Raw genomic sequence first — 12,511 nt, 5'->3', positions numbered from 1 at the left:
TTATTACCGTTCAGGCGATAATCCCTTCGTAGGGATCACTGGTCTACGTAACTTTCTGTCACAATTTGCTATCTCCCTTGAGAACACCCCATGGACACTTTGCAAAACATGCGCGCCTTCAGTTCTGTGGCCGAAGCCGGCAGCTTCACCGCCGCCGCCGCACAACTGGACACCACCACCGCCAACATTTCGCGCGCGGTCTCCAACCTGGAGGCCCATCTGCAAACCCGCTTGCTCAACCGCACTACCCGCCGCATTGCACTCACGGAGGCGGGTAAACGCTATTTATTACGCTGCGAGCAAATCCTGGCCTACGTCGAAGAAGCCGAGGCCGAAGCCAGCGACGCCCACGCGCGCCCCGCCGGCCAGTTGAAAGTGCATACCATGACCGGTATCGGCCAGCATTTCGTCATCGACGCCATTGCCCGCTACCGCCGCACTCACCCGGACGTGACCTTCGACCTGACCCTGGCCAACCGCGTGCCGGACTTGCTCGATGAAGGCTACGACGTGTCCATCGTGCTGGCCAGCGAACTGCCGGACTCGGGCTTCGTGTCCCAGCGCCTGGGCATCACCTACAGCATCGCCTGCGCCTCGCCGGACTACGTCAAGGCCAAAGGCTGCGCGCAACGGCCCCACGATCTGCTCAACCACGCCTGCCTGCGCCTGGTCAGCCCGGTGGTCCTGCTGGATAAATGGAGCTTCAACGGCCCTGACGGCCAGGAAAGTGTCGCGATCAACACATCGCCGTTCCTGGTGAACTCGGCCGATGCGATGAAAACCGCCATCACCAGCGGCATGGGCGTCGGCCTGTTGCCGGTGTACGCCGCCATCGAAGGCCTGCGCAACGGCACGCTGGTGCGGGTGATGCCCAACTATCGCTCCCAGGAACTGAACCTGTACGCCATTTACCCATCGCGCCAGTACCTGGATGCGAAGATCAAGACCTGGGTGGAATACCTGCGCGGTTCGCTGCCGGAAATTCTCGCGGCGCACCAGGCGGAATTGGTCGCGTATGAGTTGAGCGGCAGCCTGGGCGGCGTGCGGATGGCGAACTGATTTCTGCCAGACGATAGCGATCCAATGTGGGAGGGGGCTTGCTCCCGATAGCGGTAATGAAGTCATGCATGTATTGGCTGACACACTGCTATCGGGGGCAAGCCCCCTCCCACATTTGGATCTCCATGGATCAGATAGAACTCATTTGGCTCTTGCTCTTAGGAGCGGCCTTATAACCAACCTGAGCCTGGAAGCTGGACTCGGTCAAAAATGTAGGAGGGGGCTTGCCCCCGATAGCGGTAGTGAAGTCATGCAGGTATTGGCTGACACACTGCTATCGGGGGCAAGCCCCTTCCCACAGAGGTTCAACGGTGTCCTGACAATTGCCGGCAGGAATGTTAGCTTGCTTGGCATTCTTCCGTAGTCGATGAGCCCGCCTGCAATGAAAAAGACTGTCCTCGCCTTCAGCCGTATCACCCCGGAAATGATCGAACGCCTGCAACAGGATTTCGAGGTGATCGCCCCCAACCCCAAGCTGGGCGACATCAATGCACAGTTCAATGAAGCCCTGCCCCATGCCCACGGCCTGATCGGCGTGGGGCGCAAGCTGGGCCGCGCGCAACTCGAAGGCGCGAGCCGGCTGGAAGTGGTGTCCAGCATCTCGGTGGGCTATGACAACTATGACGTGGCCTACCTCAACGAACGCGGGGTCATGCTCACCAACACCCCCGACGTCCTCACCGAAAGCACCGCCGACCTCGCCTTCGCCCTGCTGATGAGCAGCGCACGCCGGGTGGCCGAGCTGGACGCTTGGACCAAGGCCGGCGAGTGGAAAGCCAGCGTTGGCGCGTCGTTGTTCGGCTGCGACGTGCATGGCAAGACACTGGGCATCGTCGGCATGGGCAATATCGGCGCCGCCGTGGCCCGGCGCGGGCGCCTGGGCTTCAATATGCCGATTGTGTACAGCGGCAACAGCCGCAAGCCCGCACTGGAGCAGGAACTGGGCGCACAGTTCTGCAGCCTGGATCAGTTACTCGCCGAAGCGGACTTCGTCTGCCTGGTGGTGCCGTTGAGCGAAAAGACCCGGCACCTGATCAGTCATCGCGAGCTGGGGCTGATGAAATCCAGCGCGATCCTGATCAATATTTCCCGCGGCCCGGTGGTCGACGAACCGGCGCTGATCGAAGCCCTGCAAACCCAGCGTATTCGCGGGGCGGGGCTGGACGTGTATGAAAAGGAACCGCTGGCCGAGTCGCCACTGTTCCAATTGAGCAATGCGGTGACCCTGCCGCACATCGGCTCGGCGACCCACGAAACCCGCACAGCCATGGCCAACCGCGCCCTCGACAACCTGCGCAGCGCCCTGCTCGGCCACCGCCCGCAGGATCTGGTCAACCCGCAGGTATGGAAGGGCTGAGATAAGTCAACTTCATCGGCCCATTCCCCTAAAGCCTGGGCCGATGAAGTCGATAACCCTCCATAGATGATCAACCCTGATCCACAGAAGGTTTTTATGTCCACGTCTAAAGCCCGCGCAGACTCACTCTCGCTTCTGCTCTTTACCTTGCGCAGCGGCAAGTTGATGGCCATTAACCTGCTGAAAGTCAGCGAAATCATCCCGTGCCCGCCGCTGACCAAGCTGCCGGAGTCCCATCCGCACGTCAAAGGTATCGCCATGCTGCGCGGCACCTCGCTGTCGGTGATCGACCTGAGCCGCGCCCTCGGCGAAATGCCGTTGGAAGACCCGGACGGCGGCTGCCTGATCGTCACCGATGTCAGCCGCTCCAAGCAGGGCCTGCATGTACAGGCGGTGAGCAAGATCGTGCATTGCCTGACCACCGATATCCGCCCGCCGCCCTTCGGTGCCGGCGGCAATCGCTCGTTTATCACCGGGGTCACCCAGGTGGAAGGCGGGCTGGTGCAGGTGCTGGACATCGAAAAAGTCATCCACGGCATCGCCCCGGCACCGATTGAAATGGCGCCGACCGACTTGACCATGGAAGAGGCCGAAGTGCTGGGCAACGCGCGAATCCTGGTGGTGGATGACAGCCAGGTCGCCCTGCAACAATCAGTACACACCCTGCGCAACCTCGGCCTGACCTGCCACACCGCACGCAGCGCCAAGGAAGCGATCGACGTGCTGCTGGAACTGCAGGGCACCGTCGAACAGATCAATGTGGTGGTGTCGGACATCGAAATGTCCGAAATGGACGGTTACGCCCTCACCCGCACCCTGCGCGAAACCCCGGACTTCCAGGACCTTTACGTGCTGTTGCACACCTCCCTGGACAGCGCGATGAACAGCGAAAAAGCGCGCGTGGCCGGGGCCGACGCGGTGCTGACCAAATTCTCCTCGCCCGAACTGACCAAATGCCTGGTGGTGGCCGCCCAGACCGTGGCGCAAAAGGGCCTGTAAGCGGTGGCCGAGTATTTCCAACTGCTACGCCGCGACCTCACCCGCGACCTGCCCGCGCCGCAGTGGCCGGCCGGTACGCAGTTGGATCACTACCGCGACGCATGGGCCCCGGCGATTCACGCGGTGTTGCGCATGACCCAGGCGCAAGGCGGCGGCCACGTCGCCGACCTGCAAACCTGGCAGCGGCAGTTCGTGACCGATGCCGAGTTCGACCCCACGCTGTGCCTGGTGGCGAGCAACGCCGAGGGCATCCTCGGCGTGGCCCAGTGCTGGACCAGCGCCTTCATCAAGAACCTGTCTGTACACCCCTGCGCCCAGGGCCAGGGGCTGGGCCGCGCCTTGTTGCTGCACACCTTCCAGGTGTTCAAGCAGCGCGGCGAACCCTACGTGGACCTCAAGGTCCTGGAAAGCAACCGACGCGCCCGGCAACTCTATGAAAGCGCGGGCATGGTGTTCGTGCTGCGCGATGTGGTCAGCGAAGACTGACGGGCACTGGCGCACAACTTGCTTTCAGTGCTCCCGAACGTTGAAAAGAGGTGAAAACCCGTCACCGTTCGCGCGAGCCCTCCGACCTAGCCTGGTGACAGATCTGCCATGAACACTCATTTTTCCTGCGTCGGTTGTGGCAAATGCTGCACCGACCACCATGTCCCCCTGACCCTCGCAGAAGCCCGCCAGTGGGCGGCTGACGGCGGCAGCGTGATCGTTCTGGTGGAAGGTTTTCTCGGCAACGGCCTGGGCCTGCCACTGCAACAACGCGAACATGCCGAACGCCGTTCGGCGATGGTGCCCAGCGGCACGACCCAGGCATTCGTGGCCATCACCTTTGCCGCCTACAACCCCGGACGCTGCCGGAATCTTGACGAAGACAACCTGTGCCGCATCTATGAACGCCGACCGTTGGTCTGCCGCATCTATCCGATGGAGATCAACCCGCACATCCCGTTGAACCCTGCCGCCAAGGAATGCCCGCCGGAGTCGTGGGAACAGGGCCCGCTATTGATTGCCGGCGGCGAGTTGATGGACGCGGAACTGGCGGAACTGATCCGCCGCTCGCGCCAGGCCGACCGCGACGATGTGCAGACCAAAGAGGCGGTGTGTGCCCTGTTGGGGATTCGCACCACGGCGCTCAAGGGCGATGGCTTTACGGCGTACCTGCCGCAGATGGATGCCTTTACCCAGGCGATCGAGCGGGCGGCGAGCCAGCCTGGCGTGGCGAATGAGTGGGTGTTTCATGTGTCCGCGATGGACATTGCCGAACAGTTGCTGGACGCGGGGGCACAGCTTGCCACCGAGGTGCCGGCCAACTATGCGTTTATCCCGCTGCGCGCCGCCTAGTCGTTGGGCGCGACGGAAACGGCATCCAGGCGGTAGGGCTGAATGATCCGTTGGTATTCGCCGCTTTGCATCAGTTGTTCAAGGGCGCAGTTGAGGGCATTGCGCAAGGCGGTATCGGGCTTGCGCACCGCGATCGCCACGCCGCTGCCCAGGAGTTCGGCCGAAATCGCGGGGCCGAGGAAGTCAAAGTCCTGGCCATCGACGGTATCGAGCAGCACCTCACGGATTTCCACGGTGCCTTGCAGGGTCGCATCGATATCCCCCGCCACCAGGCTGCGAATCAGTTCGTCATTGAGCCAGAAGCTCTTGACGATAACGCCCTTGGGCGCCCACCGCGCTCGGGCGAAGGCTTCGCGATTACTGCCCAGCAACACCCCGACACGCTTGCCCTTGAGCGACCGCACGGTCGGCAGCAGGCCGGATGTTCTGCGGGCGACCAGGCGCGTGGTGAACGGATACAGCTCATCGGTGAAGTTGACCCAGCGCCGACGCATCGACGTAGGCGCCATGCCCATGATTGCGTCGAACTGCCGGGCCTCCAGGGCCGGGAAGTTTTCCACCAGCACCTGGTCGACCCAGGTGCAACGCACATTCAACTGCACGCACAGGGCGTTACCCAGGTCGATGTTCAGGCCGACCAGTTGGCCTTGCGGGTTGCGGCTCTGGAAAGGCGAGAATTGCGCAGCGACGGCGAAACGGATCTCGCGCCGTGGCGACTCACCGGCGGCAACGTTATCGGCCGCCAGCAATAACGCGAGCACGGCACAAATGTGTATCAGAGCCACAGGAAACGTCCTTTTCCGGAAAGTCCAACCTCACCCTCCCGCACCGACGGAAAACGCCGGGGCGGCACGGAGGCTGTGCAAGCTTTCAAGAAACGGTCGTGGCCCTACAATCAGAAATTTCAGCAGACGTTGTAGGCAATAGTCGACACAGCGTGCGACTTATTATTCTCAGCGTTTACCCATCGAACGACGGGTGCCCGGCGGCGCCATGCCTGGGGACTTGGTATGCCCGTTCTTGGCGCCGTTCTTGTACCACGGCTGGGCGGCATTCTTGGCCCCGGCCAGTTCACCCGGTTTGAACGGAAACTTGAACGCCGGGATCTCGGTTTTTTCAACGCTTTCAGCGCTGGCCGGATCGACGAGGTCGGCCGCTTCAACAGGGGGATGTGTCGGGGAAGTCATGGAAGCTCCGGAGCAGGCAAAAATTGATGCGGGGCCAGCTTGCGGGCCACACTGGCGCGCAGTATACCTGCGCCCTCAGGATCTTTAACCACCGCCTGTACGAATGGTCGGCGTTTACTGACAGCGCTGTCAGTTAGCAGTCACCTTGCTGACCGGGTTGACGGGCTATAAAGACACCTCACTCTTCCGTTCCTCTGCCCTGGCACCTCACTTCCATGCAAATTCAACGAAAAACCGCGCTGATCGTCGGAGTCCTCGTGGTGCTGGCGATTGCAGCCTGGGCCCTGACGCGGCCGGCCAAACCCAAACTGGCGGCGCCGACAGCGATCCCGGTACGGGTGGTGAGCGTGGCGCAACAGGACATCCCGCGTTTCGTCAGCGGCATTGGGACGGTGCTGTCGTTGCACAGCGTGGTGATCCGCCCACAGGTCGACGGCATCCTCACCCGATTACTGGTCAAGGAAGGCCAGCAGGTCAAGGCCGGGGACCTGTTGGCGACCATCGATGACCGCTCGATCCGCGCCAGCCTCGAGCAGGCCAAGGCGCTGTTGGCGGAAAACCAGGCGCAGTTGCAAGTCGCGCTGATCAACCTCAAGCGCTACAAGGCATTGAGTGTCGACGACGGCGTGTCCAAGCAGACCTATGACCAGCAACAGGCGTTGGTCAACCAACTCAATGCCACCGTCCAGGGCAATCAGGCGGCGATTGATGCGGCAAAGGTGCAGCTTTCCTACACTCAGATTCGCTCGCCGGTCAGCGGCCGCGTAGGGATTCGCACGGTGGATGAAGGCAACTTCCTGCGCACGAGCGATGCCCAGGGGCTGTTCTCGGTGACGCAGATCGACCCGATTGCCGTCGAATTTTCCCTGCCGCAACAGATGCTGCCCACTCTGCAAAGCCTGATCGCGGCCCCTATCCCAGCCAGCGTCGACGCCTACCTGGGCGCCGACACCGACGGCCAGACCGGCGACCTGCTCGGTGAAGGCCACCTGAGCCTGATCGACAACCAGATCAGTTCCACCACCGGCACCCTGCGCGCCAAGGCCGAGTTCAACAACGCCACGCAGCGCCTGTGGCCGGGGCAACTGGTGACCATCAAGATCCAGACCGGCCTCGACAAAAACGCCCTGGTGGTGCCGCCGACCGTGGTGCAACGCGGCCTGGACGCGCACTTTGTGTACCGGGTCAACGGCGACAAGGTGGAGGTGGTGCCGGTGCAGGTCACCTACCAGAACAGCGACGTGACGCTCATCAAAGGCGTACAGGCCGGTGATGTGCTCGTCAGCGATGGCCAGTCGCGGCTCAAGGCCGGCGCTCGGGTCGACGTGCTCAAAGAACCGCCGCAAGTGATCCAGACCGTCGACGCCAAGGTGCAACCATGAACGCCAGCCGCTCGCCGTCGGCGTGGTGCGTCGACCACCCGGTCGCGACCCTGCTGCTGACCTTCGCCCTGGTGTTGCTCGGGCTGATTGCCTTCCCGCAACTGGCCATCGCCCCGCTGCCGGAAGCGGAATTTCCGACAATCCAGGTCAGCGCGCAACTGCCCGGCGCCAGCCCGGACACCATGGCCTCGTCGGTGGCCACGCCGCTGGAGGTGCAATTCAGCGCCATCCCCGGCATGACCCAGATGACCTCCAGCAGCGCCTTGGGCTCCAGCCTCTTGACCCTGCAATTCACCCTGAACAAGAGCATCGACACCGCCGCCCAGGAAGTCCAGGCGGCGATCAACACCGCGTCCGGCAAGCTACCCAGGGATATGCCGACCCTGCCGACCTGGAAGAAGGTCAACCCGGCAGACAGCCCGGTGCTGATCCTCAGCGTCAGTTCCGACAGCATGCCCAGCACCGAGCTGAGCGATTACGTGGAAACCCTGCTGGCACGGCAGATCAGCCAGATCGACGGCGTCGGCCAGATCAACATCACCGGCCAGCAACGTCCGGCGATTCGCGTGCAGGCTTCGCCCGACAAGCTCGCGGCCATCGGCCTGACCCTGGCCGACATCCGCGTGGCGATCCAGCAGTCGAGCCTGAACCTGGCCAAAGGCGCGATCTACGGGGAGAACAGCGTGTCGACGCTGTCGACCAACGACCAGCTGTTTCAACCCGGGGACTACGCCCAACTGATCGTGTCCTACAAGAATGGCGCGCCGGTTCAACTGCGCGATATCGCTAAAGTCATCAACGGCTCGGAAAACGCCTACGTACAGGCCTGGTCCGGCGACACCCCGGGGGTCAACCTGGTGATCTCACGCCAGCCCGGCGCGAACATCGTCGAGACCGTCGACCGCATTCAAGCGCAACTGCCGCGCCTGCAGGCCATGCTGCCGGCGTCGGTGCAGGTCAGCGTGTTGAGCGACCGCACCAAGACCATCCGCGCCTCCCTGCATGAAGTGGAAGTGACCCTGCTGATCGCCGTGCTGCTGGTGGTGGCGGTGATGGCGTTGTTCCTGCGCCAGCTGTCGGCGACGTTGATTGTGTCGAGCGTGCTCGGGGTGTCGCTGATCGCCAGCTTCGCCCTGATGTACCTGATGGGCTTCAGCCTGAACAACCTGACCCTGGTGGCGATCGTCATCGCCGTGGGCTTTGTGGTGGACGATGCGATCGTGGTGGTGGAGAACATTCACCGCCATCTCGAAGCCGGGCTGGGCAAGCGTGAAGCGGCGATCAAGGGCGCCGGCGAGATTGGCTTTACCGTGGTGTCCATCAGCTTCTCGCTGGTGGCGGCGTTCATTCCGCTGCTGTTCATGGGCGGCGTGGTCGGGCGCCTGTTCAAGGAATTCGCACTGACGGCGACCTCGACCATCCTGATTTCGGTGGTGGTTTCGCTGACCCTGGCGCCGACCCTGGCGGCGCTGTTCATGCGCGCCCCGACCCATCCGGCCCAGGCCAAGCCCGGTTTCAGCGAACGCCTGCTGGCCGGCTATGCGCGCAACCTGCGCCGCGCCCTGGTCCATCAACGCAGCATGCTGGCGATCTTCGTGGTCACGCTGGCGCTGGCGGTGGTCGGCTACGTGTTCATCCCCAAGGGTTTTTTCCCGGTGCAAGACACCGGCTTCGTGCTTGGCACCAGCGAAGCGGCGGCCGATGTGTCGTTCCCGGACATGGTCGCCAAGCACAAGGCCCTGGCCGAGATCATCAAGGCTGACCCGGCGGTGGCAACGTTTTCCCATTCGGTGGGCGTCACCGGCAGCAACCAGACCATCGCCAACGGCCGTTTCTGGATCGCCTTGAAAGACCGCGGCGATCGCGACGTGTCCGCCAGCCAGTTCATCGACCGCATCCGCTCGAAACTGGCGAAGGTGCCGGGCATCGTGCTGTACCTGCGCGCTGGCCAGGACATCAACCTCAGCTCCGGCCCCAGCCGCGCCCAGTACCAGTACGTGCTCAAGAGCAACGACGGCGCGACATTGAATACCTGGACCCAGCGCCTCACCGAAAAACTGCGCGCCAACCCGGCGTTTCGCGACCTGTCCAACGACCTGCAACTGGGCGGCAGCATCACCCACATCAGCATCGACCGCCAGGCCGCCGCGCGCTTCGGCCTGACCGCCACCGATGTCGACCAGGCGTTGTACGACGCGTTCGGCCAGCGCCAGATCAACGAGTTCCAGACCGAAATCAACCAATACCAAGTGGTGCTGGAACTCGATACCCAGCAACGCGGCAAAGCCGAAAGCCTCAATTACTTCTATCTGCGCTCGCCGCTGACCAACGAGATGGTGCCGTTGTCGGCCCTGGCCAAGGTCGACCCGCCCAGCGTGGGCCCGCTGTCCATCAGCCATGACGGCATGTTCCCGGCGGCCAACCTGTCGTTCAACCTGGCGCCCGGCGTGGCGTTGGGGGATGCGGTGATCATGCTCAACCAGGCCAAGAACGAAATCGGCATGCCGGCCACCATCCTCGGCAACTTCCAGGGCGCGGCCCAGGCGTTCCAGAGTTCGCTGGCCAGCCAGCCGTGGCTGATCCTCGCGGCGCTGGTGGCGGTGTACATCATTCTCGGCGTGTTGTACGAAAGTTTCGTCCACCCGCTGACGATCATTTCCACCCTGCCCTCGGCTGGCTTGGGCGCGTTGATCATGTTGTGGCTGCTGGGCCAGGACTTTTCGATCATGGCCTTGATCGGCCTGGTGTTGCTGATCGGCATCGTGAAGAAGAATGGCATCCTGATGATCGACTTCGCCCTCGAAGCCCAGCGGGTCAGAGGCCTGCCGCCGGAGGAAGCGATCTACGAAGCCTGCGTCACGCGGTTCCGGCCGATCATCATGACCACCCTCGCCGCCCTGCTCGGCGCCGTGCCGCTGATGCTCGGCGCAGGCCCCGGCGCGGAACTGCGCCAACCGCTGGGGATCGCGGTGGTCGGCGGCTTGCTGGTGAGCCAGGCGCTGACGCTGTTCACCACGCCGATCATATACTTGTACCTTGAGCGGTTTTTCCACCGGCCCACACCAACGCCCGCGTTGGCGACCACACATTAAGGCGGGGTCATGCGCGTACTGATCGTTGAAGATGAAGAAAAAACCGCGGACTACCTGCATCGCGGCCTGACGGAGCAAGGCTACACCGTCGACGTGGCGCGTGAAGGCGTCGAAGGTTTGCACCTGGCGCTGGAAAACGATTACGCGGTGATCGTGCTCGACGTGATGCTGCCCGGTCTCGACGGCTTCGGCGTGTTGCGTGCCCTGCGTGCGCGCAAGCAAACGCCGGTGATCATGCTCACCGCCCGCGAACGCGTGGAAGACCGCATTCGCGGCCTGCGTGAAGGCGCCGACGATTACCTGGGCAAGCCGTTTTCGTTCCTGGAGCTGGTGGCGCGCCTGCAAGCCCTGACCCGCCGCAGTGGCGGGCACGAACCGGTGCAGGTGACGGTCGCCGACCTGTGGATCGACCTGATCAGCCGCAAGGCCAGCCGCAACGGCGTGCGCCTGGACCTGACCGCCAAGGAGTTCTCGCTGCTCAGCGTATTGGCGCGGCGCCAGGGTGAGATCCTGTCCAAGACCGCCATCGCGGAGATGGTCTGGGACATCAACTTCGACAGCGACGCCAACGTGGTCGAAGTCGCGATCAAACGCCTGCGCGCCAAGCTCGACGGGCCGTTCGAACAGAAGCTGCTGCACACCATCCGTGGCATGGGTTATGTGCTGGAGAACCGCGGTGTCAACTAACTCCATCGCGCTGCGCTTGAGCGGCATGTTCACCCTGGTGGCGCTGCTGATCTTCCTGTTGATCGGCGGCGCGCTCTATCAGCAGGTGGACCGTGGCTTGGGCCTGTTACCCGAGGCCGAACTGGATGCGCGCTACAGCGTGTTGGAGTCCTCGGTGAAGCGCTTCGGCACGCCGGAGCATTGGACCAAGATCAAGGCCAAACTCAAGTTGTTGGCCGAGGAAGACAAGCGCATCCGTTTCTGGGTGGTGAGCAGCGACCCGAACTACGAATATGGCAGCCCGGACGCACAGATCCGCGCCTTCGCCACCGGCCCGACCGGCAAGCGCGACTTGCGCCTGGCCAATCACACCGAACCGTTCAAGGTGCTGGTGAGCCAGTTCCCCGCCCAGGACCAGCGCCCGCCGTTGCGCTTCATGATCGCCATCGACACCGAAAACTTCCGCGCCACCCAGCACCACTTGCTGGTGGCGCTGATCAGCCTGGCGTTTATCGGCGTGGTGCTGGCGGCGCTGCTGGGGTTCTGGGTCTCGCGCATCGGCCTCAAGCCGCTGAGTAAACTCTCGGACGAAGCGCAGAAACTCGCACCGCCGAAACTCTCCGGGCGCCTGCAACTGTCGCCGCTGCCGCCGGAGTTGCGTCAGTTCGTCAACTCGTTCAACGCCACCCTGGACCGCGTCGAACAGGCCTACTCGCGCCTGGAATCGTTCAATGCCGACGTCGCCCATGAACTGCGCTCGCCCCTGACCAACCTGATCGGCCAGACCCAGGTGGCCCTGACACGCGGGCGCTCGGCCGAACATTATTTCGAGGTGCTGCAATCGAACCTGGAAGAACTGGAGCGCCTGCGTTCGATCATCAACGACATGCTGTTCCTCGCCAGCGCCGACCAGGGCAGCAAGGCCACCAAGCTGATCGAGAGCTCCCTGGCCGACGAAGTGGCGACCACCCTCGACTACCTGGACTTCATCCTCGAAGACGCCCAGGTCCGGGTGCACGTCCACGGCGACGCCCAGGTGCAGATCGAAAGAGCCCACCTGCGCCGCGCACTGATCAACCTGCTGAGCAACGCGGTGCAGCACACCGCGCCAGGGCAGGTCATCGCGGTGAACATCGACGTGCGGGAGCATCAGGTGGCGATCGCCGTGACCAACCCCGGCGACGCGATTGCCAGCGAGCACCTGCCTCGGCTGTTCGAACGCTTCTATCGGGTGGACGCATCGCGCAGCAACAGTGGCGCCAACCATGGGCTGGGGCTGGCCATCGTCAAGGCGATTGCGCTGATGCATGGCGGCGATGTATTCGTGCGCAGTGACGCCGGCGGCAACACCTTCGGTATTACCCTGCCGGTCTAACGCTTGAGAACACTTCAGACCAATGTGGGAGGGGGCTTGCCCCCTCCCACATTGGC

At 63.2% G+C, this 12,511-nt stretch carries 11 protein-coding genes; 9 read left to right on the top strand and 2 right to left on the bottom strand.

Annotation, left to right across the window (positions count from 1 at the left end):
- The first annotated feature begins 90 nt into the window (after positions 1-90).
- From LQ249_RS05915 to LQ249_RS05895, 5 genes are all read left to right on the top strand, one after another.
- Positions 91-1,059: a LysR family transcriptional regulator gene (locus LQ249_RS05915; RefSeq protein WP_017845908.1), complete on the top strand. Its 969-nt coding sequence runs from the start codon at positions 91-93 to the stop codon at positions 1,057-1,059.
- Between the two features lie 382 nt (positions 1,060-1,441).
- The gene (locus LQ249_RS05910) at positions 1,442-2,416 is read left to right on the top strand and encodes a 2-hydroxyacid dehydrogenase (RefSeq protein WP_046384642.1); all 975 of its coding nucleotides are present in this window, start codon (positions 1,442-1,444) and stop codon (positions 2,414-2,416) included.
- A 96-nt stretch (positions 2,417-2,512) separates the two neighbouring features.
- Complete coding sequence (locus LQ249_RS05905) at positions 2,513-3,415, top strand: chemotaxis protein (RefSeq protein ID WP_017845911.1); 903 nt, start codon at positions 2,513-2,515, stop codon at positions 3,413-3,415.
- Between the two features lie 3 nt (positions 3,416-3,418).
- Positions 3,419-3,901: a GNAT family N-acetyltransferase gene (locus LQ249_RS05900; RefSeq protein ID WP_046384643.1), complete on the top strand. Its 483-nt coding sequence runs from the start codon at positions 3,419-3,421 to the stop codon at positions 3,899-3,901.
- A 108-nt stretch (positions 3,902-4,009) separates the two neighbouring features.
- Positions 4,010-4,753 (top strand): YkgJ family cysteine cluster protein, encoded by a 744-nt coding sequence (locus tag LQ249_RS05895; RefSeq protein WP_232566251.1) that lies wholly within the window; start codon positions 4,010-4,012, stop codon positions 4,751-4,753.
- Here LQ249_RS05895 and LQ249_RS05890 read toward each other — a convergent pair.
- Positions 4,750-5,538 carry a transporter substrate-binding domain-containing protein gene (locus tag LQ249_RS05890; protein WP_057004272.1) on the bottom strand — a complete coding sequence of 263 codons (789 nt, stop codon included), beginning with the start codon at positions 5,536-5,538 and terminating at the stop codon, positions 4,750-4,752. The two genes, LQ249_RS05895 and LQ249_RS05890, sit on opposite strands and share 4 nt — an antisense overlap.
- Before the next feature lie 168 nt (positions 5,539-5,706).
- Positions 5,707-5,940 carry a hypothetical protein gene (locus LQ249_RS05885; protein ID WP_017845915.1) on the bottom strand — a complete coding sequence of 78 codons (234 nt, stop codon included), beginning with the start codon at positions 5,938-5,940 and terminating at the stop codon, positions 5,707-5,709.
- Positions 5,941-6,155: 215 nt separating this feature from the next.
- On the opposite strand from LQ249_RS05885, the gene LQ249_RS05880 reads away from it, so the two are divergent.
- Genes LQ249_RS05880 through LQ249_RS05865 form a run of 4 tightly spaced genes read left to right on the top strand, consistent with a single transcriptional unit; the run spans position 6,156 to position 12,455 of the window.
- The gene (locus LQ249_RS05880; protein ID WP_232566250.1) at positions 6,156-7,322 is read left to right on the top strand and encodes an efflux RND transporter periplasmic adaptor subunit; all 1,167 of its coding nucleotides are present in this window, start codon (positions 6,156-6,158) and stop codon (positions 7,320-7,322) included.
- Positions 7,319-10,414, top strand: coding sequence for a multidrug efflux RND transporter permease subunit (locus LQ249_RS05875; protein ID WP_079442882.1), 3,096 nt, complete (start codon positions 7,319-7,321; stop codon positions 10,412-10,414). Before LQ249_RS05880 ends, LQ249_RS05875 begins: the two co-directional genes overlap by 4 nt.
- 9 nt (positions 10,415-10,423) lie before the next feature.
- Complete coding sequence (locus LQ249_RS05870; protein ID WP_017845918.1) at positions 10,424-11,101, top strand: heavy metal response regulator transcription factor; 678 nt, start codon at positions 10,424-10,426, stop codon at positions 11,099-11,101.
- A complete protein-coding gene (locus LQ249_RS05865; protein WP_057004270.1) occupies positions 11,091-12,455 on the top strand; it encodes a heavy metal sensor histidine kinase in 1,365 nt (454 codons plus the stop codon). Before LQ249_RS05870 ends, LQ249_RS05865 begins: the two co-directional genes overlap by 11 nt.
- Positions 12,456-12,511 lie beyond the last annotated feature (56 nt).

This window comes from Pseudomonas sp. 7-41, from assembly GCF_021233075.1.
Lineage (GTDB): Bacteria > Pseudomonadota > Gammaproteobacteria > Pseudomonadales > Pseudomonadaceae > Aquipseudomonas > Aquipseudomonas veronii.
The sequence above is the reverse complement of the archived record's forward strand: the minus strand, read 5'-3'. Positions and strand labels throughout refer to the sequence as shown.